This is a genomic window from Pseudomonas sp. F-14 TE3623 (assembly GCF_053629015.1).
Map to the genome: position 1 here is coordinate 2,124,783 of NZ_JBRJHM010000001.1, position 26,998 is coordinate 2,151,780.

Annotated in this window: 26 protein-coding genes; 15 read left to right on the top strand and 11 right to left on the bottom strand. The window is 59.6% G+C overall.

Annotated features, from left to right (window positions below; genetic code table 11):
- Nucleotides 1-106: 106 nt before the first annotated feature.
- The 3 genes from emhC to emhA are packed head-to-tail and all read right to left on the bottom strand — an operon-like array spanning nucleotide 107 to nucleotide 5,889.
- Complete coding sequence (gene emhC, locus AB7M29_RS09610) at nucleotides 107-1,567, bottom strand: efflux RND transporter outer membrane subunit EmhC (RefSeq protein WP_052966924.1); 1,461 nt, start codon at nucleotides 1,565-1,567, stop codon at nucleotides 107-109.
- Nucleotides 1,567-4,728 carry an efflux RND transporter permease subunit EmhB gene (emhB, locus tag AB7M29_RS09615; RefSeq protein WP_052966923.1) on the bottom strand — a complete coding sequence of 1,054 codons (3,162 nt, stop codon included), beginning with the start codon at nucleotides 4,726-4,728 and terminating at the stop codon, nucleotides 1,567-1,569. The genes emhC and emhB overlap by 1 nt, the downstream gene beginning before the upstream one ends.
- Before the next feature lie 3 nt (nucleotides 4,729-4,731).
- Nucleotides 4,732-5,889, bottom strand: a complete 1,158-nt coding sequence (gene emhA / locus AB7M29_RS09620; protein WP_217856659.1) for an efflux RND transporter periplasmic adaptor subunit EmhA — start codon at nucleotides 5,887-5,889, stop codon at nucleotides 4,732-4,734.
- A 265-nt stretch (nucleotides 5,890-6,154) separates the two neighbouring features.
- On the opposite strand from emhA, the gene emhR reads away from it, so the two are divergent.
- Nucleotides 6,155-6,787 carry an efflux system transcriptional repressor EmhR gene (gene emhR / locus AB7M29_RS09625; protein ID WP_038979269.1) on the top strand — a complete coding sequence of 211 codons (633 nt, stop codon included), beginning with the start codon at nucleotides 6,155-6,157 and terminating at the stop codon, nucleotides 6,785-6,787.
- Nucleotides 6,788-6,949: 162 nt separating this feature from the next.
- Nucleotides 6,950-7,840, top strand: a complete 891-nt coding sequence (locus AB7M29_RS09630) for a DMT family transporter (RefSeq protein ID WP_217856657.1) — start codon at nucleotides 6,950-6,952, stop codon at nucleotides 7,838-7,840.
- Nucleotides 7,841-7,875: 35 nt separating this feature from the next.
- On the opposite strand, the gene AB7M29_RS09635 is transcribed toward AB7M29_RS09630, so the two are convergent.
- The 4 genes from AB7M29_RS09635 to AB7M29_RS09650 all read right to left on the bottom strand — a co-directional run bounded on the left by AB7M29_RS09635 (nucleotide 7,876) and on the right by AB7M29_RS09650 (nucleotide 11,044).
- A complete protein-coding gene (locus tag AB7M29_RS09635) occupies nucleotides 7,876-8,325 on the bottom strand; it encodes a hypothetical protein (RefSeq protein WP_454246761.1) in 450 nt (149 codons plus the stop codon).
- Between the two features lie 159 nt (nucleotides 8,326-8,484).
- On the bottom strand, nucleotides 8,485-9,534 hold the full coding sequence (locus AB7M29_RS09640; protein WP_454246762.1) for an alkene reductase: 1,050 nt from the start codon (nucleotides 9,532-9,534) through the stop codon (nucleotides 8,485-8,487).
- A 20-nt stretch (nucleotides 9,535-9,554) separates the two neighbouring features.
- Complete coding sequence (locus AB7M29_RS09645; RefSeq protein ID WP_217856654.1) at nucleotides 9,555-10,721, bottom strand: MFS transporter; 1,167 nt, start codon at nucleotides 10,719-10,721, stop codon at nucleotides 9,555-9,557.
- Between the two features lie 2 nt (nucleotides 10,722-10,723).
- Nucleotides 10,724-11,044, bottom strand: coding sequence for an ArsR/SmtB family transcription factor (locus tag AB7M29_RS09650; RefSeq protein WP_052966917.1), 321 nt, complete (start codon nucleotides 11,042-11,044; stop codon nucleotides 10,724-10,726).
- Nucleotides 11,045-11,198: 154 nt separating this feature from the next.
- Here AB7M29_RS09650 and AB7M29_RS09655 point away from each other — a divergent pair, with 154 nt between their 5' ends.
- The gene (locus tag AB7M29_RS09655; protein ID WP_048393969.1) at nucleotides 11,199-11,774 is read left to right on the top strand and encodes an acyl carrier protein phosphodiesterase; all 576 of its coding nucleotides are present in this window, start codon (nucleotides 11,199-11,201) and stop codon (nucleotides 11,772-11,774) included.
- A gap of 101 nt (nucleotides 11,775-11,875) precedes the next feature.
- Here the strand turns inward: AB7M29_RS09655 and AB7M29_RS09660 are convergent, their stop codons facing one another.
- Complete coding sequence (locus tag AB7M29_RS09660) at nucleotides 11,876-12,667, bottom strand: lysophospholipid acyltransferase family protein (protein ID WP_217856653.1); 792 nt, start codon at nucleotides 12,665-12,667, stop codon at nucleotides 11,876-11,878.
- The gene (gene olsB / locus AB7M29_RS09665; RefSeq protein WP_007903792.1) at nucleotides 12,667-13,422 is read right to left on the bottom strand and encodes an L-ornithine N(alpha)-acyltransferase; all 756 of its coding nucleotides are present in this window, start codon (nucleotides 13,420-13,422) and stop codon (nucleotides 12,667-12,669) included. Before olsB ends, AB7M29_RS09660 begins: the two co-directional genes overlap by 1 nt.
- 154 nt (nucleotides 13,423-13,576) lie before the next feature.
- Here olsB and AB7M29_RS09670 point away from each other — a divergent pair, with 154 nt between their 5' ends.
- From AB7M29_RS09670 to AB7M29_RS09690, 5 genes are all read left to right on the top strand, one after another.
- Nucleotides 13,577-14,464: an acyl-CoA dehydrogenase gene (locus AB7M29_RS09670; RefSeq protein WP_454246763.1), complete on the top strand. Its 888-nt coding sequence runs from the start codon at nucleotides 13,577-13,579 to the stop codon at nucleotides 14,462-14,464.
- 184 nt (nucleotides 14,465-14,648) lie between these two features.
- A complete protein-coding gene (locus AB7M29_RS09675; RefSeq protein WP_454246764.1) occupies nucleotides 14,649-15,743 on the top strand; it encodes a serine hydrolase domain-containing protein in 1,095 nt (364 codons plus the stop codon).
- Entirely contained in the window at nucleotides 15,740-16,069 is a 330-nt protein-coding gene (locus AB7M29_RS09680) for an amidase (protein ID WP_454246765.1), read from the top strand. Before AB7M29_RS09675 ends, AB7M29_RS09680 begins: the two co-directional genes overlap by 4 nt.
- Nucleotides 16,070-16,301: 232 nt before the next feature.
- The gene (locus AB7M29_RS09685; RefSeq protein ID WP_123360496.1) at nucleotides 16,302-16,892 is read left to right on the top strand and encodes a YceI family protein; all 591 of its coding nucleotides are present in this window, start codon (nucleotides 16,302-16,304) and stop codon (nucleotides 16,890-16,892) included.
- Nucleotides 16,893-16,894: 2 nt separating this feature from the next.
- On the top strand, nucleotides 16,895-18,052 hold the full coding sequence (locus tag AB7M29_RS09690; protein ID WP_454246766.1) for a phospholipase D-like domain-containing protein: 1,158 nt from the start codon (nucleotides 16,895-16,897) through the stop codon (nucleotides 18,050-18,052).
- A 141-nt stretch (nucleotides 18,053-18,193) separates the two neighbouring features.
- Here the strand turns inward: AB7M29_RS09690 and bglX are convergent, their stop codons facing one another.
- On the bottom strand, nucleotides 18,194-20,485 hold the full coding sequence (gene bglX / locus AB7M29_RS09695; RefSeq protein WP_454246767.1) for a beta-glucosidase BglX: 2,292 nt from the start codon (nucleotides 20,483-20,485) through the stop codon (nucleotides 18,194-18,196).
- Nucleotides 20,486-20,720: 235 nt separating this feature from the next.
- On the opposite strand from bglX, the gene AB7M29_RS09700 reads away from it, so the two are divergent.
- From AB7M29_RS09700 to AB7M29_RS09715, 4 genes are all read left to right on the top strand, one after another.
- Entirely contained in the window at nucleotides 20,721-21,332 is a 612-nt protein-coding gene (locus AB7M29_RS09700) for a LemA family protein (RefSeq protein WP_123719738.1), read from the top strand.
- A gap of 43 nt (nucleotides 21,333-21,375) precedes the next feature.
- A complete protein-coding gene (locus AB7M29_RS09705; protein ID WP_454246768.1) occupies nucleotides 21,376-22,125 on the top strand; it encodes a TPM domain-containing protein in 750 nt (249 codons plus the stop codon).
- A 46-nt stretch (nucleotides 22,126-22,171) separates the two neighbouring features.
- Entirely contained in the window at nucleotides 22,172-22,789 is a 618-nt protein-coding gene (locus AB7M29_RS09710; RefSeq protein WP_448723213.1) for a TPM domain-containing protein, read from the top strand.
- Nucleotides 22,790-23,085: 296 nt separating this feature from the next.
- Entirely contained in the window at nucleotides 23,086-24,300 is a 1,215-nt protein-coding gene (locus tag AB7M29_RS09715) for a class I SAM-dependent methyltransferase (protein WP_454246769.1), read from the top strand.
- 59 nt (nucleotides 24,301-24,359) lie between these two features.
- Here the strand turns inward: AB7M29_RS09715 and AB7M29_RS09720 are convergent, their stop codons facing one another.
- Nucleotides 24,360-25,265 carry a DMT family transporter gene (locus AB7M29_RS09720; RefSeq protein WP_454246770.1) on the bottom strand — a complete coding sequence of 302 codons (906 nt, stop codon included), beginning with the start codon at nucleotides 25,263-25,265 and terminating at the stop codon, nucleotides 24,360-24,362.
- A 303-nt stretch (nucleotides 25,266-25,568) separates the two neighbouring features.
- On the opposite strand from AB7M29_RS09720, the gene AB7M29_RS09725 reads away from it, so the two are divergent.
- From AB7M29_RS09725 to AB7M29_RS09735, 3 genes are all read left to right on the top strand, one after another.
- Nucleotides 25,569-26,150: a DJ-1/PfpI family protein gene (locus tag AB7M29_RS09725; protein WP_038979285.1), complete on the top strand. Its 582-nt coding sequence runs from the start codon at nucleotides 25,569-25,571 to the stop codon at nucleotides 26,148-26,150.
- Nucleotides 26,151-26,164: 14 nt separating this feature from the next.
- Entirely contained in the window at nucleotides 26,165-26,470 is a 306-nt protein-coding gene (locus AB7M29_RS09730; protein ID WP_007903755.1) for a ribbon-helix-helix domain-containing protein, read from the top strand.
- Nucleotides 26,471-26,652: 182 nt separating this feature from the next.
- Nucleotides 26,653-26,997 carry a YegP family protein gene (locus AB7M29_RS09735; RefSeq protein ID WP_052964807.1) on the top strand — a complete coding sequence of 115 codons (345 nt, stop codon included), beginning with the start codon at nucleotides 26,653-26,655 and terminating at the stop codon, nucleotides 26,995-26,997.
- The last annotated feature ends 1 nt before the right edge of the window (nucleotide 26,998 follow it).

The window sequence follows — 26,998 nt, forward strand, 5'->3', positions numbered from 1 at the left end:
CCTGTGGGAGCGGGCTTGCCCGCGATGGGGCCAGCATGACCAATACAACTTTTCCTATGGCCAACAAAAAGCCCACCAATCGGTGGGCTTCGTGTTTACCGTGCTATCAGAACAACTTCATCTTCGGCGCTTCTTCTTTCAATGGCTCGTTCTTCGCCGTCTGTTCATTCCAGCCACCACCCAACGCTTTGTACAGATTGACCGCGCTGACCAGCTGCGCCAGGCGGTCGGTGATCAGCGCTTGTTGAGCACTGAACAGCTGACGCTGGGCGTCGAGGAAGGTCAGGTTGCTGTCGACACCAATGCGGTAGCGACGCTCGGCCAGACGGTAGTAGTCCTGGTTGGCGCTGACGAAGTCACGCTGAGCCTGCAACTGCTCGGTATAGGTCTGGCGTGCGGCCAGGCCATCGGCGACTTCCTGGAAGGCCGTTTGAATGGACTTCTCGTAGTTCGCCACGCCGATGTCTTTCTGGATTTTGGAGTAATCCAGGCTGGCGCGCAGGCTGCCGGCGTTGAAGATCGGCAGGTTGATCTGCGGCTGGAACAACCAGGTGCCCGAACCGCCCTTGAACAGACCGGACAGGTCCGGGCTCAGGGAACCGGCATTGGCGGTCAGGCTGATGCTCGGGAAGAACGCAGCCCGTGCCGCGCCGATGTTGGCGTTGGCAGCTTTGAGGTTGTACTCGGCCTGAAGGATGTCTGGACGACGTTGCAGCAAGTCCGACGGCAGACCGGCCGGCACTTCGCTCAGCAGGTCGTCCGACAGTGGCTTGGCCGCTTGCAGATTGGCCGGGATACCGGTGCCGAGCAGCAGCACCAGGCTGTTTTCATCCTGAGCGACCTGACGGGTGTATTTGGCCTGTTGTGCACGGGCGTTTTCCACCGAGGTACGCGACTGAGCCAGATCCAGCGCCGAGGCTACACCCACTTCGTTGCTGCGCGAGGTGAGCTTGAAGCTCTCCTCGTAGGCACCGAGGGTTTCCTGGGTCAGTTTCAGCAGCTCTTTGTCAGCCTGCCAGGTCAGATAGGCATTGGCCACACTGGCCACCAGGCTGATTTGCGTGCTGCGGCGCGCTTCTTCAGTGGCGAAGTATTTCTGCAGAGCTTCTTCGCTCAGGCTGCGAACCCGACCGAACAGGTCGAGTTCATAAGCGCTGATGCCAACAGTAGCCGAGTAGGAACTGCTGATGGCCGTTTCACCGGTTTGCGAGGCCCGTGCCGGAACTCGCTGACGGCTGCCGCTGCCGGTGGCCGAAACGGCCGGGAACAGATCGGCACGCTGGATGCGGTATTGAGCCGCATAAGCGTCGATGTTCAGCGCCGCGACGCGCAGGTCACGGTTGTTCTCCAGCGCGGTCTGAATCATCTGTTGCAGCGCCGGATCGTGGAAAAACTGCTTCCAGCCCTGTTCGGCGGCGGCCTGGTTGGGCGCCTGGGCCGGCGAATACGCCGGGCCTTGGGGGTATTGGCCCGCCACCGGTGCTTCGGGCTGCTGATAGTCGGGTATCAGCGAGCAGCCGCTCAGCACGAAGGCAGCGACTGCGATGGAGAGTAGCGACTTGCTCATTAGCCAGCCTCTTTAGATGGTTCAATGGCGTCATCCTGGTCGGCGACTTTGCGCTGGCCCATGGACGACACGGTGACGAAGAACAACGGAACCCAGAAGATCGCCAGCACAGTGGCTGTGATCATACCGCCAATCACCCCGGTACCGATCGCATGCTGGCTACCCGAACCTGCGCCCGTAGAGATGGCCAGTGGAACCACACCGAGCACGAACGCGAGCGAGGTCATGATGATCGGTCGCAGACGCATCCGGCAGGCTTCGATCGCGGCATCGCGCAAGCTACGTCCCTGCTCATGCAGTTCCTTGGCGAACTCGACGATCAGAATGGCGTTTTTCGCCGCCAGACCGATCGTGGTCAACAGCCCCACCTGGAAGTACACGTCGTTGGACAAGCCGCGCAGGCTGGTCGCCATCAGTGCACCGATAATCCCCAGGGGCACCACCAGCATCACCGCGATCGGGATCGACCAGCTTTCATACAACGCCGCCAGACACAGGAACACCATCAGCAGCGACAAGGCGTACAACGCTGGCGCTTGCGAGCCGGACAGACGTTCCTCGTACGACAGACCGGTCCAGGAAATACCGACACCGGCCGGCAGTTTCTTGGCCAGGGCTTCGACTTCGGCCATGGCTTCACCGGTGGAATAGCCAGGCGCCGGGGCACCGAGGATTTCCATCGCTTCTACGCCGTTGTAACGGGCCAGTTTCGGCGAACCGTAGATCCACTCACCCTTGGCGAACGACGAGAACGGAACCATGGTGCCGGCGCTGTTGCGCACGTACCACTTCTTCAGGTCTTCGGGGCTCATGCGAGCGCCAGGCAGGCCTTGGATGTAGACCTTCTTCACGCGACCGCGGTCGATGAAGTCGTTCACATAGCTACTGCCCAGGGCAATCGACAGGGTGTTGTTGATGTCGGTGAGGGTCACGCCCAGGGCGCTGGCCTTCTCATCGTCGATTTCCAGCTGGTATTGCGGCTCGTCGTTCAGGCCGTTAGGACGCACTTGCGACAGGACCTTGCTTTGCGCCGCCATGCCGAGGAACTGATTACGGGCCTCCATCAGTTTTTCGTGACCGATACCGGCGCGGTCCTGAAGGAACACGTCGAAACCGGTGGCGTTACCCAGTTCCAGTACCGCCGGTGGCGCGAAGGCAAACACCATGGCGTCGCGGAAGGTAAAGAAGTGCTGTTGGGCACGGGCCGCCAGTTTGAACACGCTGTTGTCGGCGTTACGTTCTTCCCATGGTTTGAGCATGATGAACGCCATACCCGAACTCTGACCACGACCGGCGAAGTTGAAACCGGTCACGGTAAACACCGAGGCCACCGCGTCGCCTTCACCGCCTTCCTTGCTCGGACGCAGCAGGAATTCGCGCATTTCGTCCACGACCACTTGCGTACGCTGGGAGCTGGAACCGGCCGGTGTCTGCACTTGGGCAAACAGTACGCCCTGGTCTTCTTCCGGCAGGAACGCCGTTGGAATACGGGTGAACAGCCAGATCATGCCGACCACAATGATCAGGTACGCCAGCAGGTATGGAGCCTTGTGCGCGAGCATGTTGCCCACGCCGCGCTCGTAGCTTTTGACGCCACGGTCGAAGCTGCGGTTGAACCAGCCGAAGAAGCCGCGTTTCGGCGTGCCGTGCTCACCTTTCGGAATCGCCTTGAGCATGGTCGCGCAGAGCGCCGGGGTGAAGATCAACGCTACCAGTACCGACAGGGCCATGGCCGAGACGATGGTGATCGAGAACTGTTTATAGATCACACCGGTGGAGCCACTGAAGAATGCCATCGGCAGCAGTACCGCCGACAGCACCAGGGCAATACCGACCAGGGCACCCTGGATCTGCCCCATGGATTTCTTGGTGGCCTCCTTGGGTGACAGGCCTTCTTCGCTCATGACCCGTTCGACGTTTTCCACCACGACGATGGCGTCGTCCACCAGCAAGCCGATGGCCAACACCATACCGAACATGGTCAGGGTGTTGATGCTGAAGCCGAACGCCGCGAGGATCCCGAACGTACCCAGCAATACCACCGGTACGGTCATCGTGGTGATGACGGTGGCGCGGAAGTTTTGCAGGAACAGGAACATCACCAGGAACACCAGCACGATCGCTTCGACCAGGGTTTCAACCACGCCCTTGATCGACTCGGTCACCACCGGGGTGGTGTCGTACGGGAACACCACTTCCATCCCTTCCGGGAAGAAGGGCTTGAGGGTATCAATGGTATTGCGCAGGGCTTTTGCGGTGTCGAGGGCGTTGGCACCGTTGGCCAGTTTCACCGCCAGACCGGAGGCCGGGGCGCCGTTGAACTGAGCGCTGATCGAGTAGTTTTCGCCACCCAGACCGACTTCCGCAACGTCGCCGACACGCACTTGCGAGCCGTCCTTGTTGACCTTCAGCAGGATCGCCTTGAATTGCTCGGCGGTCTGCAGACGGGTCTTGCCGATGATTGTCGCGTTCAGTTGCTGGCCGGGCAGGGCAGGCAAGCCGCCGAGTTGACCGGACGAGACCTGAACGTTCTGCGCCGCGATGGCGGTTTTCACGTCCACCGGGGTCAGGTTGTAGTTGTTCAACTTAGCCGGGTCGAGCCAGATCCGCATCGCGTACTGGGCACCGAAGACCTGGAAGTCACCGACACCGGCGGTGCGCGAAATCGGGTCCTGCATGTTCGACACGATGTAGTTGGACAGGTCGTCCTTGGTCATGCTGCCGTCGCGCGACACCACGCCGATGACCATCAGGAAGTTTTTCACCGATTTGGTCACGCGGATACCCTGTTGCTGCACTTCTTGCGGCAGCAGCGGGGTGGCCAGGTTCAGCTTGTTCTGGACCTGAACCTGCGCGGTATCGGAGTTGGTGCCCTGCTCGAAGGTCGCGGTAATGGTCATGTTGCCGTCGGAGTTACTTTCCGACGAGACATAACGCAGGTTATCGATACCGTTGAGCTGTTGCTCGATCACTTGCACCACGGTGTCCTGCACGGTTTGTGCAGACGCGCCTGGGTAGGTCACCGAGATGGCAATGGCCGGAGGCGCAATGCTCGGGTATTGGTTGATCGGCAGTTTGAGAATCGATAGAGCCCCGACCAGCATAATCACCAGGGCAATCACCCAGGCGAAAATCGGACGGTCGATAAAAAATTTCGACATGGTTTACTCCCCTTTGCCGCCGGCAGCAGTATTAGCTGCCTGTGCGGTGGCCGGGCTCTTTGCGCCAACGTTAGTGGCTTCAGTGGCTTTCACTTCGACGCCAGGTCTGACGTATTGCAGCCCTTCGGTGATCACGCGATCGCCTGCCTTCAGACCATCTTCAATCAGCCATTGGTTGCCGACGGTGCGGCTGGCCTTGAGCTGACGCAGTTCGACCTTGTTGTCCGGGCCGACGACCAGTGCGGTCGGAGAGCCTTTGAGGTCGCGGGTCACGCCTTGTTGCGGGGCCAGAATCGCCGCGCTGTCCACACCGGCCTGCAACTGGGCGTGAACGAACATGCCCGGCAGCAGGGTGTGATCGGGGTTCGGGAACACGGCACGCAGGGTCACGGAGCCGGTGGTCTGGTCAACCGAAACTTCGGAGAACTCAAGCTTGCCGTCCAGCTTGTACTGGCTGCCATCTTCGAGAGTCAGCTTGACTGCGGCGGCATTATCGCCAGCCTTTTGCAGACGACCGCTTTCCAGTTCGCGGCGCAGCTCAAGCAGCTCCACCGAAGACTGGGTGACGTCGACGTAGATCGGGTCCAGTTGCTGAATGACGGCCATGGCGTCGGTCTGGCCGCTGCTGACCAGCGCGCCTTCGGTCACTGAAGAACGGCCGATGCGACCAGAGATCGGTGCGTAAACCTTGGTGTAGCGCACGTTGATCTGGGCGGTCTGCAAGGACGCTTCCGATTGCAGGCGGTTGGCCAGCGCGGTGTCGTATTCCTGACGGCTGACAGCCTGTTCGTCGACCAGTTGCTTGTAGCGGTCGGAGATCGACTTGGTCGAACGCAGGTTGGCTTCGGCGCTTTTCAGGGTCGCGTCATAGACCGATGGGTCGATCTGATAGAGCTGCTGACCGGCCTTGACGTCGCCGCCTTCCTTGAACAGTCGCTTGAGAATGATGCCGTTGACCTGTGGGCGAACTTCGGCGATGCGGAACGCACTGGTGCGCCCCGGAAGTTCGGACGTCAGGGTGAAGGCTTGTGGTTGCAGGGTTACGACGCCGACCTGAGGGGCTGGTGCGGCAGGTGCCGCCTCTTCCTTTTTACATCCGCTGAGTAGCGATGCCAGGGCGACGGCAGTAACCAGAGCGGTAACAGCTGGCTTGAATTGCATGAAGATCCTCGGGTCAGGCGCGCACATTGCGCACAAGAAATGTGGAAGGTTAAAAAATTTACGCCGGGTGGATAAGTAGCTTGCTAAGGAATATACTTACGTTCATGGTTGTTTGTAAAGGCCTTGGCGGTGTACCCACACGGTTACAAAAGCCGTTCAAAGGTTTGAATTGTAGGCCTGATGAGACGCCCAAGAGCGCTCGCCCCACTTTTATTCAGCTGATATTCAGACATCGCTGATGCACCCTGATTGAGGTTTTACTGCCATGGTCCGTCGTACCAAAGAGGAAGCTCAAGAAACCCGAAGCCAGATACTCGAAGCGGCAGAAAAAGCCTTTTACGAGCGGGGCGTGGCACGCACGACGCTGGCGGATATCGCGACCCTGGCCGGCGTGACTCGCGGGGCCATCTACTGGCATTTCAGTAACAAGGCGGATCTGGTGCAGGCGATGCTCGATACCTTGCATGAGCCGCTGGATGAAATGGCCAAGGCCAGTGAAAGCGAAGATGAACTCGATCCGCTGGGCTGCATGCGCAAGCTGCTGATTCATTTGTTTCATCAAGTTGCCTTGGACCCGAAAACCCGACGCATCAACGAGATTCTGTTTCATAAGTGCGAGTTCACCGATGAAATGTGCGATCTGCGCCAGCAGCGCCGAACGGCCAGTCTCGATTGCAATGTGCGAATCGCTCTGGCCCTGAGTAATGCGGTGAATCGCGGGCAGTTGCCGGAAAACCTCGACACTGCCCGCGCGGCCATCAGCCTGCATGCGTATATCGATGGCATCCTGTATCAGTGGCTATTGGCTCCCGACAGTTTTCAACTGCACACCGAAGCCGAGCGTTGCGTCGATACAGGGTTGGATATGCTGCGCTTGAGTCCGAGCCTGCGCAATTGAAACAAAATGCGTAATTGGATCCATTTGTGTCAAGACTTGAAGCGGGGAAATGTCCCTGCTTCGCTCGCCTTTCTGTAATGGGGTGCTTTTATATACGTACGTTTGCCAGGTTGATAGGTAGCGAGCTACGTATTTTGTAGGAATTTTGTGTCGAGTCTGTGAATGAATGTTAACAACCCGGGCTACAAGGGCGCCGAGCAGCCGATAAAGGGTATTGCGCTGATCTGCCTTGCGGTTTTGTTGTTCGCCAGTCACGACACGTTGTCCAAGTACCTGTCCGGGTTCTATCCGATTGTGATGGTGGTTTGGGCGCGCTACGTGGTGCACACCTTGTTGATGCTGGTGATTTTCGTGCCACGCAGTGGTTTCTCGGTGGTAGTGCGCACCAAGCGTCCGGGTTTGCAGTTATTACGCGCCCTGTGCCTGATCGGCACCAGCCTGTTTTTCACTACCGGCCTGCGTTACATCCCCTTGGCTGAAGCCACCGCCGTCACCTTTCTTGCTCCTTTATTGGTGACCGCGTTATCCGTACCGTTGCTGCATGAGCGGGTAACCCGCAATCAGTGGCTGGCGGTGCTGGGTGGATTTGTCGGCGTGTTGATCGTCGTGCGGCCCGGCGGTGCGCTGTTCACCCCGGCGATCTTGTTGCCACTGTGCTCGGCCTTGTGTTTTGGCTTCTATCAATTGCTCACCCGCCTGCTCAGCGGTATCGACAGCCCGACCACCAGCAACTTTCTCACCGGTATTCTCAACAGCCTGATCATGACTGCACTGTTGCCGTTCTTCTGGAGCACGCCGACGCTGCTACATGGCCTGTTCATGATCGGGCTGGGCACTTGCGGCATGCTCGGTCACATGTTGCTGACCCAGGCCTTCCGCCATGCGGCACCGGCGATGCTGGCACCCTTCAGTTACGGGCAGATTCTGTTTGCCGGGATCTACGGGTATGTGATCTTCGACCATGCCCCGGACAGTTTCGGCGTGATCGGGATTGCGGTGATTTGCCTCAGCGGTCTTGCGGTCGCCTGGGATCAAAGCAAGCGTCGTGGTTGATCCGACTAATTTCAGAACCTGCGAGTAACCCTTTATCAGGCCGATGGTGTCATAAAGGCGATCATCTTATAGTTGTAAGGGTAAACCGGGTTTTCATTTTGTAGGGCTGCGCCGCAGGTGATTGGTTCGGCGCCGATAGAGTAAGCATTGGTTTCCCAGAAGAGTTCGACTTCTGGAATTCGGTGGCCCGCAGTTTGTCTGTGGCAATAACTGAGCGTGGTGTCGAACTGTACTTTTTGTTTGTAGTTGGTGTAGCAGATGTAAGTGGTGAATACTTCTTTTTTGATATCGTAATCAATGTCGATGTCCTGCTTCAAATGAGGATCTCCTTCAAACGTCATAAAGACAGTCTGGTAAGGGAGGATCTTGTCGATGCGAGTCACAGGTGGGTGCTTTGGAGAGGAATCATCAAGCCAGAAAGTAGAATCCGTGGCGTTGGTGATTTGCAGGAGAACCGTAAGTTTGTTCGGGTCTAAAACATCCATGTTTATATGTCCTTATTGAATTAAGTTTGTTGTTTTGCAGTTCGTTAGTTGCTGGGTGAGGATTAAGTTTATATTGTTAGAGTGGCGACTATTTAAATGTATGTAAATGAAAAAAGCCCTGGCTCTTTCGAGGCAGGGCTTCTTGTTTTTTGATGTTGTTTACAGCGCCGGGTAATCGATGTAACCGACCGGCCCCTTCGCATAGAACAGTTCCGGACGTGCTTCATTCAACGGCGCATCGGCCTTCAAACGCGCCGGCAGATCCGGGTTCGCAATGAACGGCACACCGAACGCCACCGCATCAGCCTTGCCGCTGGCCAGCCACTCGTTGGCGCTGTCCTTGGTGAAGCGTTCGTTGGCGATGTACGGGCCACCGAAGGCTTCCTTCAGTTGTGGGCCGAGGCTGTCGCCAGCTTCTTTCTCGCGCGAGCAAATGAAGGCGATGCCACGCTTGCCCAGTTCGCGAGCGACATAGGTGAAGGTCTCGGACAGGTTTTCGTCGCCCATGTCATGGAGATCGGCACGCGGTGACAGGTGCACACCCACGCGGCCCGCGCCCCAGATTTCGATGGCGGCATCGGTCACTTCCAGCAACAGGCGCGCACGGTTTTCCAGGGAGCCGCCATAGTTGTCGGTGCGCTGGTTGGTGCTGCTTTGCAAGAACTGGTCGAGCAGGTAACCGTTGGCGCCGTGGATTTCCACACCGTCGAAACCGGCAGCCTTGGCGTTCTCGGCACCCACGCGGTAAGCGTCGATGATGTCGGCGATTTCAGCGGATTCCAGGGCGCGCGGGGTTGGGAAGTCGGCCAATGGACGCACCAGGCTGACATGACCCTTGGGCTGGATGGCGCTCGGCGCGACCGGTGCTTCGCCGTTCAGGTACAAGGGGTGGGAAATCCGACCCACGTGCCACAGTTGCAGGAAGATTTTGCCGCCAGCGCCGTGGATTGCTTTGGTCACGTTGCTCCAGCCGCGCACCTGGTCGTTGGACCAGATGCCGGGAGTGTCCGGGTAGCCCACGCCTATCGGCGTCACCGACGTGGCTTCGCTGAGGATCAGGCCGGCAGAGGCGCGTTGCACGTAGTACTCAGCCATCAGCGCGTTCGGCACACGGCCTTCGTCGGCGCGGCAGCGGGTCAGCGGCGCCATGATGATGCGGTTGGCCAACTCGATGTCGCCCAGTTTGATCGGATCGAAAATAGTCGTCATGAAATAGCTCTCTTTAGCGATCAGTTAGTAGCGGGGGCCAGTTCGGCATTGCCGCTCTGACGGAAAGTAATCAGGGTCACCAGCAGGGCGAGTACCGCCAGTGCGGCTGCTGCGAGCGGCACGCTGGTGAGACCGAAGCCGTGGGCAATGACGCTGCCGCCGACCCACGCACCGAGTGCGTTGCCAACGTTGAAAGCGCCGATGTTCAGGGTCGACACCAGGTTCGGTGCCGCCTTGCCGTAGGTCACAACGTTCACTTGCAGGGCGGGCACGGCGGCGAAGCACGCGGTGGCCCAGAGGAACAGGGTGATTTCGGTCGGGATCACGGCAATGCTGGTCCAGGTCAGCACGGTGGACACGACCGCCATGGTGATGAACACACCGATCAGCGTTGCAGCCAGGCTTTTGTCCGCCAGCTTGCCGCCGATGATGTTGCCGACCGTCAAGCCCAAGCCGATGAGCATCAAGGTCCAGGTCACGCCGCGTGGCGAGACTCCGGTGACCTCGCCCAACAGCGGGGCGACATAGGTGAACAAGGTGAAGACCGAGGCGGCGAACAGCGCAGTCATGCTCAGTGACAGCCAGATCCCAGCGCCTTTGAGGGCGCGCAGTTCGGCGCGCATGTCGAGCTTCTCTTCATCGCGCTTGGCCGGCAGGAAGCGAATCAAACCAATCAGCGCAATCACACCGATCACGGTCACCGCCCAGAAGGTCGAACGCCAGCCGGCTTCCTGACCGAGCGCAGTGCCCAGCGGCACGCCGAGGACGTTGGCCAGGGTCAGGCCGGTGAACATCAGGGCCACGGCCGACGCACGTTTGTTGGCCGGTACCAGACCTGCTGCCACCACCGAACCGATGCCGAAGAAGGCGCCATGACACAGCGCGGTGACCACACGGGCAAACATCAAGACGTTGTAATCACTGGCCAGGGCGCAGAGCAGATTGCCGATGATGAAGATGCCCATCAACGCTACCAAAGCGGCCTTGCGCGGCAGTCTGGCGGTGGCCAGTGCCATGAACGGTGCACCGATGGCCACGCCCAGGGCGTATCCGGTCACCAGCCAGCCGGCGCCGGGGATCGACACACCGAGATCGGCCGCCACCTCGGGCAACAGGCCCATGATGACGAACTCGGTGGTGCCGATGGCGAAGGCGCTCAAGGCCAGAATGAGTAGCGAGAGGGGCATTGTCAGTTCCTTGTCGGAGCGCGGAGCTCCTTGTCGATGGCGTCGAGGAACGCCTGAATCACGTCCTCGTTGCGTTTGAAGAAGTGCCATTGACCGGCTTTCTGGCTGCTGATCAGTCCCGCCCGTTGCAAGGTCGCCAAATGGGCGGACACGGTCGACTGCGACAGGCCGCAGCGTTGATCGATCTGTCCGGCGCAAATGCCGTACTCATGGTTGTGGAGCTGTTCCGGGAACTGGACTTTTGGGTCTTTCAGCCAGATGAGGATGTCTCGGCGTACTGGGTGTGCCAGCGCTTTTATTATTTCGTCGAGGTCGAGGGTCATGGTTTGGGCTCGTGATGAGTAAAACGCTATATCGCGATGAGGCGAACTTTAAATCGGTATTTCGCGATATACCAATATGATTTTGGTCTGATAGCCATGTAAATCGGTATATCGGGTTATAACGATATGGATGGCGCAGTGTTAAGCTGCGCGCATGAACTATCTCGCACATCTGCACCTCGGTGGCCAGCGCCCCGGTCAAATGCTCGGCAGTCTGTATGGTGATTTCGTCAAAGGACGGCTGCAAGGGCAGTTCGATCCGGAGATCGAAGCGGCCATTCAGTTGCACCGCAGCATCGACGTGTTTACCGACCGCCATCCGCTGGTGGACATCGCCTTGTCGCGGTTTTCCCTCACGCGCAGGCGTTACGCCGGGATCGTGCTCGATGTTTTTTTCGACCACTGCCTGGCACGGGACTGGGAGTTGTACGCCGACCGTCCGCTGGCGCAGTTCACTTCGGACGTTTACCGGGTGCTGTCCGCCGAGCCGCAGTTGCCGGAGCGCCTGGCGATGATAGCGCCGCACATGGTGGCCAATGACTGGTTGGGTTCTTACCGGGAATTTGCGGTGCTGGAGCAGGTGCTGCGGGGGATTTCACGCAGGTTGACCCGGCCCGAGGAGTTGGCCGAGGCGATGCAGGAATTGCGACGATTGTATGAGCCGTTGAGCGAGGATTTCCGGTTGTTCTATCCCGAGTTGCAGGCATTCGCTGCGACACCGCGAATTTAATGTGGGAGCGGGCTTGCTCGCGAAGGCTGCTTCACATTCAACACATGTGCTGGCTGTCAAACCGCTTTCGCGAGCAAGCCCGCTCCCACAGGGGATTTGTGTCAGGCCGCGATCGCAGGGCGTAGCGGCTCCTGTTGTGTCTGCGGAATCGCCCCGAACAACGCCTTCTGCACCGCCTGCTGCGCTTCGAACGCCAGCGCCGCGCGTTCCCGGTCCTGGCATTCGATCGGCTTGAGCAGATGAATTTCCACCTCACCCCGATCATTGGCGAACAAGCGCATCAGGTGCGAGAGCAAATCATCATCGCCAATGAACGGTGCCAGGGTATCGAGCTCGCCATCGCGCAAATAACGAATCGCCACCGGTTGCAACGCCACTTCGGAATCGATCGCCGCTGACAGCAAACGACCATGAAATGTGCGCAGCGAGCGGCCATCGGTGGTGGTGCCTTCGGGGAACATCAGCAGCGGATGTTCCTGCTCCAGATGGCGGGTCATTTGTTTACGGATTAATTGACTGTCGCCTGAACCACGGCGAATGAACAGGCTGCCGGCCTTGGCCGCCAACCAGCCCGCCACCGGCCAGGTGCGCACTTCGGCCTTGGACAGGAACGACAGCGGTGTGAGCATGCCCAGCAACGGAATGTCGGTCCAGGACACGTGATTGCTGACCCAGAGCATCGGCGCCTTCGGCAATTCACCATGCACGGTTACGCGAAAGGGCAGGGCATTGCTCAGCCGCGCCATGAAAAAACGCGACCAGCGCTGGCGACGGACCATCGAATGGGCAATCCCCAGTCGCTCGAACAACCCGAACACACTGGCCATGGTCAAGCCCAGCGTCACCACCAAAAGCACTCGCGCAATTCGCGCGTACACCCGCAAGCGGCTCATTACACAGCCGCCTTGAAGTGCTTGGCATAACGCGGGCAGAGCTCGTCGCGCTTGAGCAGGATGAACACGTCGGCCACCTGGAAGTCTTCGTCCCAGCACGGCTCGCCGCAGATTTTTGCGCCCAGGCGCATGTAGGCCTTGAGCAGCGGCGGCATTTCGGCGATGACGTTGGACGGAATATCCAGCGTCGGCAGTGGTTTTTTCGGCTCGGCCCGCAGGTGTTCGGTGCACAGGTAGCGTTCGCGCAGGCGCTGCATGATCGCGTGGGCCTGAATGCCGCCGTCCTGCATCGGAATGCTCGCGCACCCCATCAAATAGCTGTAGCCGCCCTGGTTCAGAACTTCGGCCAGTTCACCCCAGAGCACGGCGATAGTGCCGCCGTTGCGGTAGGCCGGGTCGACGCAGGTGCGACCGATTTCCAGGATCGGGCCTTTCAGATGGACCAGACCATGCAGACTGAATTCTTCTTCGCTGTAGAACTTGCCCAGACTGCTGGCCGCTGTGTGGTCGAGCAAACGAGTAGTCGCCACCAGGCGCCCGGTGTTCAAGTCACGCACGCCGATGTGGGCGCAGTGAACATCATAGTCATCCATGTCCAGACCCAGCTCCGCGCCTTTCAGCTTGGCGTTGAATTCGCCGCTGAACACGTTGAAGCGCAAGGCCTGGGCTTCCTGCAACGCCTCGGCGCCCACCAGGCGTTCGGCTTGCAGGCGGCGTTCATTGCCGGTGTCGCTGATGCGGGCGATCTGAGTCATTGTGAGTCTCCGTACGGGCTGGCCACCCGTCTTGGGTTGCAGCCGATCGACTTTCTTTATGCAGCCGTGTTGTGCAAAGTCAGGCTATGTAGCCCCGGTGTCATCGCCATGAAGCTTTGGTGATGCTTATATGACAGCCCACAAGGAGCCTCTTATGCCCTGGCAAACCCTGTTGAAACGCCGCGATCGTCTGCCCACCAACCCGGACCTGGGCGAAGGCTTCGCAGCCTTGTTGCAACAATTGGGCACGGTGTCGCCGTTCGAATTGGCGGTGGCCGGCGGACGGCTGATGGCGACGCCAGGGCTGGCATTTCTGGTGGGTTATCAGGCGGCGTTGCGCATGCTCTGGCCGAGCGCGCCGCTGAGCCTCGGCGCGTTGTGCGCGACCGAACAGCGCAGTTTGCGGGTGGCGGACATGCAGACCCGGCTGCGCGATTTGCGCCTGAGCGGTCGCAAGGATTTCGTCACCGCTGGCGATGCCGCCGACTGGCTATTGGTCGCTGCTCGCAGTGAAGAACCCGGCGAAGTGCCGCGCTTGAACCTTGCGGTGGTTTACCCCGGCGAACCGGGTGTGCGTCTGGAAAAACTCGCGCCGATGCCTCTGATGCCAGACATAAGCCACGGCCGGTTGTTTCTCGACAACGCACTGTGTGAATTGCTCGCAGGGGATGGCTGGGATGCGTACGTCAAACCGTTCCGAACCCTGGAAGACATTTATGTGCTGAGCGCCATGACCGCGTGGCTGTTCGGCGTCGGCCAGGACAGCGACTGGCCGCAAACCTTGCAACTGCGCTTGCTGGCGCTGCTGGCCGGGTGCGCGGAAGTCAGCCGCCAGGCGCCGAACAATCCGGCCGGGCATGTATTGCTGGGCGGGTTATTTGCGCAGTTCGATGGGCTCAAGGCTGAAGTGAATCAGGCCCTGGCCGATGGCCCGCCACTATGGGCGGCGATGTGGCTGCGCGATCAGACCGTGATGGATTTGGCGGCAGGGGCTCGGGGGAAGCGGTTGGCCAAGGCGTTGGCGGGATCTTCGCTGGGTTGATGGGCCTCTTCGCGAGCAAGCCCGCTCCCACAGTTGATCTGCGGTGTTCACACATTTTGTGCTCACCACAAATCCCCTGTGGGAGCGGGCTTGCTCGCGAAGGCGGCCTCATTGGCAACACAAATCCCAGAACTGTCATCAAGCTCGACTAGGCTCTGCAGGTTCATCCCTCCGAGCGCCCCTCATGTTCAAAGGCTTGTCCCTGATTGTCATGCTGCTGCTCAGCCTCGCGGCCCACGCCGAAAACTGGCCAGCCGAGCAATGGCCGCCCGGCCCGAAAGTCACCGGGCCGGCACTTCAGGCTCTGGAGAGTTACGCCTTCCCACCCCGCGACGATGCCACTCACCAAGGCATTCGCACCGATGCCTTGCTGGTGATCCGCGACGGCCAACTCGTCTACGAACGCTACGCCGGCCCGACCACTGCTGAAACGCCGCACCTGACCTGGTCGATCAGCAAAAGCCTGATGGCCGCGGTGCTCGGGGTGGCCTATGGCGAAGGGCTGTTCAAACTGCAGGACCCGGCGGTGAAGTTCTATCCACCGTTGGAAAAACACCCCGCCATGACCATGGCCGACCTGTTGCACTGGGCCTCGGGCCTGGACTGGCAGGAAGACTATGAATACGCCCCATTGAAGTCCTCGGTGGTGGCCATGCTCTACACCCGTGGTCACCGCGACATGGCCGCGTTCACCGCCAACCATGACGAGTACGCCAAGCCCGGTCAGGCATTCCGCTACTCCAGCGGCGACAGCAACCTGCTGTCCGCTGCGCTTAAAACCATCGTCGGCCCGACCCGTTATCCTGATTATCCATGGACTGCGCTGTTCGAACCCTTGGGGATTCGCAGTGCGGTTTGGGAAGCGGATGCCACGAGCACGTTTGTCGCATCGTCCTATGCCTACCTCACCGCCCGGGATCTGGCGCGGGTGGGGCTGTTGATGGTGCGCGACGGTCGTTGGCGCGAGCGGCAATTGTTGCCCAAAGATTGGGTCGACTTCAGTCGTGAGCCTTACGCTGGCTATCAAGCCAACCAGGATGAAGCAGTGCCCGGCGGTCACTGGTGGCTCAATCGCGCGGTGGATGGCGCGACACAACCTTGGCCCGATGCCCCCGCCGATACCTTCGCCGCGCTGGGCCATTGGGGTCAGGCGATGTACGTGATTCCCAGCGAGAAGCTGGTGATCGTGCGCTACGGCGATGATCGCGATGGCAGTTATCGGCACAACGAATTGCTCAAACTCGCGCTCAGGGCGTTTGCCATGAAGGTGCAGCCATGAGCCGCCGCCGTTTTATTCGTCGTCGGCCGTTCAGCACGCTGTTGCTGGTGCTGCTGATCGCCTTGCTTGGCTGGATCTGGCAGGAGCGAGTGGCGTTATTGGCTTTCCCGGACATCATCAGCGCCTACACCGCCAAGGAATACTGCTCGTGCCGCTATGTGATGAACAATCCTATGGAGTATTGCCAGAGCTATGTGAAGCAGTATTTGCCCACCAGCGGGTTCGTCGATGACGCCGCGAACAAGCGTGTGACGGTTGGTGGTATGGGACGCAGCAATAGCGCTGTTTGGGTTGGTGAACGCCAAGGCTGTCGCCTGCAACCCTGACAGGGTCAGTTTTTTTGTGGCGAGGGAGCTTGCTCCCGCTCGGCTGCGAAGCAGTCGTAATACCAGCGGCCGAGGTCTGACTGGAAGAACTCATTGTCTGATTTTGGGAGCGCTTCGCACTCCAGCGGGAGCAAGCTCCCTCGCCACAAAGGGTGGGTCGGAGTAACAGAAAGTTTGCAACCTGCCTCAGGCCAGTTAAGGTTCGCTCAGGTTTATCTGCCCATGAGTCTCTATGTTCAACCGCTTTGTCTGCAAAACCCTCGCTTTCCTGCTGCTGGCCGGTGTCACCGTGTCGGCCCAGGCCAATTGGTATCTGGACGGCGAGTCCTCGCGGCTGTCGTTCATCAGCACTAAAAACGCCAACATCTCTGAAGTGCAGCGCTTTCTGGTGCTGCACGGCAAGGTTGATCCCAAAGGCCTGGCGCAGGTGGAGGTTGAAATGGAGTCGGTCAACAGCGGCATTCCGTTGCGTGATGAACGCATGCGCAACGAACTGTTCGAGATCCAGACGTTTCCCGAAGCGCTGATCACCACGCAAATCGATTTGCGGCCGATCAACGACCTGGCGCCCGGTGCGCAACTGGAGTTGCGCTTGCCGCTGACCGTCAACCTGCATGGCAAACAACACCAATACAACGCCGAGCTGCTGGCGACCCGTCTCGATGATCGACGCTTCCAAGTGGTGACTCTCGAACCTTTAGTGATCAGCGCTGAAGATTTCGACCTGGCTCCGGGCCTGGAAAGCTTGCGCAAGGTTGCCGGTTTGTCGGCCATCAGTTTGTCGGTGCCGGTGGGTGCGGTGCTGATTTTCACGGCGCGCTGAGAATGCGCGGCGCAATTTTCCCGTGGCGCGACGGCAACCGCTTTGAACTGCTGATTGATGGCCCGAAGTTTTTTCCGCGAATGCTGGTAGCGATTGCCCGCGCTGAAGAACAAGTCGAACTGGAACTGTACCTGGTGGAGGCGGGAGCCTGCGCCGAGGCCATGGTTCAGGCGCTGGTCCAGGCGGCCGAGCGCGGCGTGCGGGTGCGCTGCCTGTTCGATGACTATGGCAGCCTGGCGTTCACCCTGACCTTGCGTCAGCGCCTGATCGCTGCCGGTGTCGAGTTGCGTTTCTACAATCGTTTGAGCTGGCGCCGTTGGGTGGGCAACTTTTATCGCGATCACCGCAAGCTGCTGCTAGTGGATCAATGCCTGGCCGTGGTCGGCGGCACCGGGGTCACCGATGAGTTCTGGACACCGGGTGAAGACACCAGCGAATGGCACGAAGTGATGGTGGAAATCGGCGGCCCGTTGGTGCTCGACTGGCAGTTGCTGTTCGATCGCCAATGGATCGCCAACCGCCATCGGCGCGCCTGGAAACCCACTGCGCACTTCGGTTTGCCGCGCTTGCCGCGAGTGCCGGCCATGGGCGAGGGCATGGGCCGGGTCGCCTATGCCGACGCCCGCCAACACCGCGATATTCTGCAATCGCTGGTTCGCGCGCTGAACAGTGGCCAACGCCGAATCTGGCTGGCCACGCCGTATTTTCTGCCGACCTGGAAGGTCCGCCGCTCACTGCGCCGGGCGGCAGCTCGTGGCGTCGATGTGCGGCTGCTGCTGACCGGGCCGCGCACCGATCACCCATCGGTGCGCTACGCCGGGCATCGCTACTACCCGCGTCTGCTCAGGTCCGGGGTGAAAATCTTCGAGTACCAGCCGTGTTTCCTGCACCTGAAAATGGTGTTGATCGATGACTGGGTAAGCATCGGCTCATGTAACTTCGATCACTGGAATCTGCGTTTCAATCTGGAAGCCAACCTCGAAGCCCTGGACCCCGGACTGACCCGGGCGGTGGCGGCGAGTTTCGAAAATGACTTTGCCCTGAGCCAGGAAGTCAGCCTCGAAGCATGGAAACGCCGACCGTTGTGGCGGCGGGTCAAGCAGAGGGTGTGGGGATGGGTGGATCGGCTGGTGGTGAATTTGCTGGATCGACGGGGCTGAATACATTCCTCCAAACACCCTGACCTAATGTGGGAGCGGGCTTGCTCGCGAAAGCGGTCTGACATTCAGCATCTTTGTTGAATGTTAAGCCGTCTTCGCGAGCAAGCCCGCTCCCACATTTGTTTTGCGGTGTGTCAGGGGTTACAGCAACTCAAAGCTCTGCTGCGTCACGTCCTGGGAGTCCAGGCCGATCTGCACGTTGAACTTGCCCGGTTCTGCGGCGTACTTGAGCTGGGCGTTGTAGAACTTCAGGTCATCCTCGGTGATGGTGAAGTGCACGACTTTCTGTTCGCCGGCCTTGACCAATACTTTCTGGAAGTTCTTGAGTTCCTTGACCGGGCGGATCATCGAGCCGGTCACGTCCTGGATGTACAGCTGCACCACAGTTTCGCCGTCACGCTTGCCGGTGTTCTTCACCACGACGCTGGCGTCGAGCTTGCCAGTCTTGTTCAGTGTGGTCGACGACAGCGCCATGTCAGTCAGGCTGAACTGGGTGTAGCTCAGACCGAAGCCGAACGGGAACAGCGGTCCGGTGGTGTCTTCGAAATACTGCGAGGTGTAGTTGCCCGGTTTGCCCGGTGTGAACGGCCGGCCAATGCTCAGGTGGTTGTAGTAGGTCGGAATCTGACCCACCGAGCGCGGGATGGTGATCGGCAGTTTGCCCGACGGGTTGTAGTCGCCGAATAGCACGTCAGCGATGGCGTTGCCGCCTTCGGTGCCGCTGAACCAGGTTTCCAGAATCGCGTCAGCCTGCTCGTTCTCTTCGAGAATCGACAGCGGACGGCCATTCATCAACACCAGCACCAGCGGTTTGCCGGTGGCTTTCAACGCCCTGATCAGCTCGCGCTGGGCGGCCGGGATGTTGAGGTCGGTGCGGCTCGACGATTCGTGGGACATGCCACGGGATTCGCCCACCGCTGCCACCACCACATCCGCTTGCTTGGCAGCCTTGACCGCTTCATCGATCAACACATTGGCCGAGCGCGGATCATCCACCACTTCCGGTGCATCGAAGTTGAGGAAGTTCAGGTAATCGAGGATTTTCTTGTCGCTGGTGATGTTCGCGCCACGGGCGTAGATCAGCGTCGACTGCGCGCCAAGCGCATTGGTCATGCCGTCGAACAAGGTCACCGATTGCTCGGGACGGCCAGCAGCGGCCCAACTGCCCATCATGTCGATCGGCGCCTTGGCCAGTGGACCGACCAGAGCGATTTTCGCGGTTTTCTTCAACGGCAGGGTTTCGCCCTGGTTCTTCAGCAACACCAGGCTGCGGCGCGCAACATCACGGGCCTCGGCGCGGTGCAGGCGGCTTTCGGCATAGGTGTCGGCCGGGTCATCCTCGGCCTTGCCGATGCGCAGGTACGGGTCTTTGAACAGGCCCATGTCGTACTTGGCGGCGAGCACTTCACGCACGGCGTTGTCGATGTCTTTCTGTTCGATCTCACCGGCCTTCAACAGCACTGGCAATTCCTTGCCATAGAGGGTGTCGTTCATGCTCATGTCGATGCCGGCCTTGATCGCCAGCTTCGCGGCTTCGCGACCGTCAGCGGCGACGCCGTGCTTGATCAGCTCGAAAATTGCGCCGTGATCACTGACCGCCAGGCCCTTGAAGCCCCATTCCTTGCGCAGCAGGTCGTTCATCAGCCAGGTGTTGGCGGTGGCCGGCACGCCGTTGATCGAGTTCAGCGCAACCATCACCCCGCCAGCACCGGCGTCAATCGCCGCGCGGTATGGCGGCAGGTAGTCCTGGTACATCTTGACCGGGCTCATGTCGACGACGTTGTAGTCGCGACCGCCCTCGACCGCGCCGTACAAGGCAAAATGCTTGACGCTGGCCATGATGCTGTCGGCCGCGTTCGCACCGGTGCCCTGGAAGGCCTTGACCATTACGCCGGCGATCCGCGAAACCAGATAAGTGTCTTCGCCGAAGCCTTCGGACGTGCGGCCCCAGCGTGGGTCGCGCGAGATATCGACCATCGGCGCGAAGGTGATGTCGAGGCTGTCAGCCGCCGCTTCCTGGGCGGCGATGCGCCCGGAGCGACCAATGGCGTCCATGTCCCAGCTCGAGGCCAGGGCCAGCGGAATCGGGAAAATGGTGCGGTGGCCGTGGATCACGTCATAGGCGAAGAACATCGGGATCTTCAACCGGCTGCGCATGGCCGCGTCCTGCATCGGACGGTTTTCGGCGCGGGTGATCGAGTTGAAGGTGCCGCCGATATTGCCGGCAGCGATCTCCTTGCGGATCATCTCCCGAGGCATTTCCGGACCGATGCTGATCAGGCGCAACTGGCCGATCTTTTCATCGAGGGTCATTTGCTTCATCAGGTGGCTGATGAAGGCGTCCTTGTTCTCTATAGGTGCGGGCGTCGTGGCGGCCAATACGGTATGACTGGCCAGGCTGACGAACAGGCCCAGCAAACACAGCTTCTTCATGAATTGTTTTCTCAAAAGCCTAAACGGCAGTGAATACACGCCGGTCAGCCAAAATTTGGGGAGCGACTATTGTTGTTCAGGTAAATGCAGCACACTTCTGCAGAGTCTCAGTGCTGGGCATCTTTTAGCCCATTGGCTCGATGCAATCCAGTAGCGGCGCAGATTATGCCCCAAGAGTCGGGTCAGAGTTCGCAGGTTGTTTCATCAACGGAATGTGCAAGGGAGCATCAACCAGATGAATGTACGACACCATTATCGGTCGAGCCTGCAGGTTGCAGCCTTGATGTGGCTGACAACACTACTGACCGGCTGCGGCATCAACAATATCCCGACCCTCGACGAACAAGCCAAGGGCGCCTGGGGCCAGGTGCAGAACCAGTACCAGCGTCGCGCCGACCTGATTCCCAACCTGGTGGAAACCGTCAAGGGGTATGCCCAGCATGAGCAAGAAACCCTGACCGCGGTGATCGAAGCCCGCGCCAAGGCCACCTCGATTCAGGTGGATGCCAGCACGCTGGATAATCCGGAAAAACTCAAACAGTACGAGCAGGCGCAGAATCAGCTGACCGGCGCGCTGAGTCGGTTGATGGTGGTGTCCGAGCGCTACCCGGACCTCAAGGCCAACCAGAACTTCCTGGCACTGCAATCGCAACTTGAAGGCACCGAGAACCGCATCGCCGTGGCACGTCGCGATTTCATCCTGGCGGTGCAGAAATACAATACCGAGATCCGCACCTTCCCCGGTCGCCTGTGGCACACCGTGATGTATAGCGATCTGCCAATCCGCGAAACCTTCGAGGCCACCAGCCCCGGTGCCGAGAAAGCGCCTGAAGTGAAGTTCCAGTAAGCGCCGGAACGGGCTTGAAGCGTCACCAAGGATGAGGTTGCCAATGCGCGTGTTGAAAGTGGGCCTGGTGCTGGTGTTCTGGGTGTTTGCCCTGGCGGCCCAGGCCGAGTTGAAGTTCCCGGAATTGACCGGGCGGGTGGTGGACAACGCCCAGATGATCGAGCCTGCGGTGCGCGAGCAGCTGACGCAACAGCTCAACGCCCACGAAAAAACCACCGGCGAGCAATTGGTGGTGGTCACATTGCCGGATTTGCAGGGTGCTGACATCGCGGATTTCGGTTATCAGTTGGGGCGCTACTGGGGCATCGGCCAGAAGGATAAGAACAACGGCGCATTGCTGATCGTCGCCCGTGACGAGCGCAAGCTGCGGATCGAAGTCGGTTATGGCCTGGAAGGTCGCCTGACCGATGCGCAGAGTTCGGTGATCATCCATCAGGTGATCACGCCCGCGTTCAAGGCGGGCAACTTCAGCAAAGGCATCAGCGACGGCATTGCGGCGATGCTGGTGGTGCTGGGCGGCAATCCGCTGGACGAACCGTCGACAGTGTATGAACCGCGTGGCGATCAGGAGAGTGATTTCGTTGGGCGGCATCCGGGGTTGTTCGTGCTTCTGCTGATGCTGTTCATCCTGACGATCTTCGTCGGGCAGATGTTCGGTATTCTGCCAAGCGGCGGAGGCCGTGGCGGCTCGGGAGGCGGATTCGGCGGCGGAGGTTTTGGCGGCGGTGGCGGCGGGGGCTTTAGCGGCGGCGGGGGCAGTTTCGGGGGCGGCGGTTCGTCGGGCGGCTGGTGATCACACTGCAGGTAAAAACAACAATAGCGAGCAGGCATTCATAAACATGGCATTACTGACTGAACACGAACAACGCAAAGTCGCCGAGGCGATTGCCCGGGTCGAGCGCGACACCGACGCCGAACTGGTGACGGTGCTTGCGGCCCGCGCCGACGATTACGCGTATATCCCGTTGCTTTGGGCCAGTCTGCTGGCGCTGGTGGTGCCGGGTATCGTGCATTACCTGACGGGCTGGCTGACCATGCACAGCCTGTTGCTGGTGCAATGGCTTAGCTTCATCGTGTTGTGCCTGGTGTTCCGGATCCCCAAAGTCACCACGCGCCTGATCCCGCGCACGGTTCGTCACTGGCGCGCGTCAAACCTGGCGCGCCGGCAGTTCCTGGAGCAAAACCTGCACCACACCGTGGGCAGCACCGGCATGCTGATTTTCGTCTCCGAGGCCGAACGCTATGTGGAGATTCTGGTGGATGAAGGCATTTCCAAACGGCTGGACAACAAGAACTGGGACGCGATTGTGGCGGCGTTTACGCAACAGGTGAAACAGGGGCAGACATTGCAGGGGTTTGTGACGTGCATCGAGGCCTGCGGCGAGTTGCTCAAAGTGCATGTGCCGGTGACCCATGTGCGCAATGAATTGCCGAATCGGTTGGTGGTGTTGAGCTAAATCAAAAGATCGCAGCCTTCGGCAGCTCCTACATGCTTTTGTGGCGAGGGAGCTTTTGTGGCGAGGGGGCTTGCCCCCGTTCGGCGGCGAAGCAGTCGTCGAACCAGAAAACTCGGTGTGACTGAAGATACATAGGGGCCGCTTCGCAGCCCAACGGGGGCAAGCCCCCTCGCCACAAAGAGCTCGCTAGCCTCAGGATTCGCACCGTTCAGCAAATAACTGCGTGTCCCGAACGGCCATCCCCCCTAAAATACCCGTCATTCCCCGATTCGCACCGCCCGAGGCCGTTTTTTCCCATGTCTGTCACCGCCACTCCCGCCAGCCTCGCGCCGGATCATCACGCCCAGTTCATCGACCTGCTGCAAACCAGCCTCGATCAGAACGCCTTCATCAAACTGGTGCTGGCCAAGTACGTCGGTGGCGAAGCGGATTTGCAGCGGCTGATCATCAAGCAGCTGACGGTCAAGGATCAGCCTTGCCTGTCCTTCGTCTATCGCTACAAAACCCGCGACATCACCAAGAACCTGCCAATTGCCGAAGGCATGGCGACCATCGCTGCACTGTTGCCGGCCTCGTTCAAAAATGCGCATTTACTGTCATTGACCGACGAAGCCCAGCTCGAATACAGCAAAAAAGGCAAATCTTCGCTATTCAAGAGCAAACCTCAACAATTGCGCGAAGTGCCGTCCGCCGAGCATAACCGCGAGAAAAACCGTTTTCTCGACCTGAGCCGGCCGTTTCTCAAAGACCTTGGCGTGACCAACGCGCAGCATGAGCTGATCCCGGCGATGTCACGCAAGTGGAAGCAGATCAACAAGTTCATCGAAGTCTTCAGCCATGCGCTGACCTCGTCGCCGCTGGCGCTGGACAAACCGGTGCAGGTGGCGGATTTCGGCTCGGGCAAGGGCTACCTGACGTTCGCGATCCATGACTACCTGCGCAACACGTTGAAGGCCGAGGGCGAGGTGACCGGCGTCGAGCTGCGCGAAGACATGGTCAACCTGTGCAACACCGCCGCTGCGAAGCTGGAGCATCCGGGGCTGGTGTTCAAATGCGGTGACGTGCGCAGTGTCGCGCCGAGCGAGCTGGACGTGATGATCGCGCTGCATGCTTGCGACATCGCCACCGACTATGCGATTCATACCGGCATTCGTTCCGGCGCTTCGATCATCATGTGCTCACCGTGCTGCCACAAGCAGATCCGCCTGCAGATCCAGAGCCCGGTGCTGCTCAAGCCGATGTTGCAATACGGCCTGCACCTGGGCCAGCAGGCGGAAATGGTTACCGACAGTTTGCGTGCGTTGTTTCTGGAAGCCTGTGGTTACGAGACCAAGGTCTTTGAGTTCATCTCACTGGACCACACCAACAAGAACAAGATGATCCTGGCGGTCAAACGCGCCGAACCGGTGGACCCGGCTCAGCTGTTGGTGAAGATTCAGGAACTGAAGGACTTCTACCACATCAGCGAACATTGCCTGGAAACATTGCTGCGGGCTGACGGTTACCTCTGATCCTGTGGGAGCGGGCTTGCTCGCGAAAGAGGTTTGACATTCAACATCTTCGTTGAATATTAAGCCCCCTTCGCGAGCAAGCCCGCTCCCACATTTGATTTGACTGCCGTCTTGCGCCCCAACATCACCGTCACGATCACCCCGGCCGCGAACAGCCAGGTAATCGGCTCGACATGCTCACCGAAGAACAACGCCGAAAACGCGATCGTGAAGAAGATCTGCAGTAACTGGATCTGGCTGACCCGGGCAATGCCACCCATGGCCAACCCGGCGTACCAGGCAAAGAACCCGATGAACTGTGAAAACAGCGAGACGTAACCAAACGCCCACCAGGTTTTGGCCGAAATTTCGCCTTGATGTTGCAGCGCCAGGTACAGCACCGGTCCGATCAGCAGCGGCGTCGACAGCACCAGTGCCCAGCAGATCACCTGCCAGCCGCCCATCTCCTTGGCCAACCGGCCGCCTTCGGCATAACCCAGGCCACCCACGGCAATCGCGCCGAGCATCAGCAAATCACCGGCCTGAATGCTGCCCGCGCCGCTGATCAATGCATAACCGAGCACCAACGCACTGCCCAACGCCGCGCAGGCCCAGAAGGCTTTCGATGGTCGCTCATGAGACAGCCACGCGGCATACAGCGCCACGCACAGCGGTTGCAAGCCGTTGACCAGTGCTCCATGAGAGGCGGGCAAGGTCTGCATGGCCCAAGCCGACAGCACCGGGAAACCAAGGATGACCCCGGCGATCACCAGCGTCAGGCCTTTTATCTGTTTCCACGTGGGCCATTTTTCACGGTGCCACAGCAATAGCAACGCTGCCGGAATCGCCGCGAACAGCGCACGGCCGAGGCCGTTGAGCAGGGGATGAAGTTCCTGCACGACGATCCGTGTGAAGGGCAGGGTCAGGCTGAAGATAACGACGCCGAGCAGGCCGAGGGCCATGCCGGTGTTTTCGCGCGAGGACATGATGGCAACCAGAATCGAGGGTGGCGGGAAGAGTCTTCATCTAGCCACAAACGCTGGGTATGCCGCTGTTACAGCTAGGCGCAAAGATAGGCGTACAGTTTGCGGACGCTTTCGCGGGCAAGCCCGCTCCCACAGGTCTTGTGCCGTTCTTGCGGCAGATGCAAAACCTGTGGGAGCGTGGCTTGCCCGCGAAGAACGATAACGCGGTCCATCAGGTAGTAGCTGGTTATTACCCACCCCGCCGGATAAGGACTACCTTGAATACTCCTGCATGCCCACGCATTTCCCAGAGGAGTCCTCCCCATGGCGGCTAAAAAAATTCTGATGCTGGTCGGCGATTACGTCGAAGACTACGAAGTGATGGTGCCGTTCCAGGCACTGCTGATGGTCGGCCACACGGTGCATGCCGTTTGCCCGGACAAAACCGCCGGCCAGACCGTGCGCACAGCGATCCATGACTTCGAAGGCGACCAGACCTACAGCGAAAAACCCGGTCACCTGTTTGCCCTGAACTTCGATTTCGCCAAGGTAGACGCGACGGACTATGACGCGCTGCTGGTGCCGGGCGGTCGTGCGCCGGAGTACCTGCGCCTGAACGAAAAAGTCCTGGACCTGGTGCGAGCGTTCGACAAGGCAGGCAAACCGATCGCCGCGGTGTGTCACGGTGCGCAACTGTTGGCCGCTGCAGGCATTCTTGAAGGCCGCGAGTGCAGCGCCTATCCGGCATGTGCTCCGGAAGTGCGCCTGGCTGGCGGCACGTTCATCGATATCCCGGTGACGGAAGGTCACGTTCAAGGCAATCTGGCCACTGCACCGGCCTGGCCGGCGCATCCGAGCTGGCTGGCCGGTTTCCTCGGGTTGCTGGGCACCAAAATCACGCTGTAACGAGGGACCTGTCCATGTGCGAGCTCTACGTCAAGGCCGATCCGATTCTCTACGAGTCGCGCTCCCGCTCGCTGCGCATCTGCGGGGTGGTGACCACCCTGCGGCTGGAGAATCAGTTCTGGGACATCCTCAGCGAAATCGCCGAGGTCGACGGCATGACCACCAACCAGTTGATCGCCAAGCTGTATGAAGAGGTGATGGACTACCGCGGCGAAGTGGTGAATTTCGCCTCGTTCTTGCGGGTTAGCTGTATGCGCTACCTGAGCCAGAGACGGGTGCAGACACCTGAGTTATCAGTAGTGCGGGCTGCGGTGAAATAGCGAGGTGTTGTGGTGGCTTTGCCGGCCTCATCGCGAGCAGGCTCGCTCCCACAATGGATTGATGTACACAATCTCACTGTGGGAGCGAGCCTGCTCGCGATGGCGGCGGTACAGGCGACAGAAGCAGCAAGCTGGTCTTTACTCTGAAGCGCGAAACCTCTCAATCGCCAAGGAGAAAAAGCATGTCTGGATGGTACGAAGTGAGCAAAACCAGCAACGGTCAGTTCAAGTTTGTGTTGAAAGCGGCCAATGCCGAAACCATTCTGACCAGTGAGCTGTATACCTCTCGCGGTGCGGCCGATGGCGGTATCGCCTCGGTTCAGGCCAACAGTCCGCTGGACGAACGCTACGAGAAAAAAACCACCAAGGACGGTCATCCTTACTTCAACCTGAAGGCCGGTAACCACGAGATCATCGGCAGCAGCGAATCCTACTCATCGGACGCCGCGAGGGATAAAGGCATCGCCAGCGTCAAAGCCAACGGCCCGACCACGGTGATCAAGGACAAGACCTTGCCGGTGCTCTAAA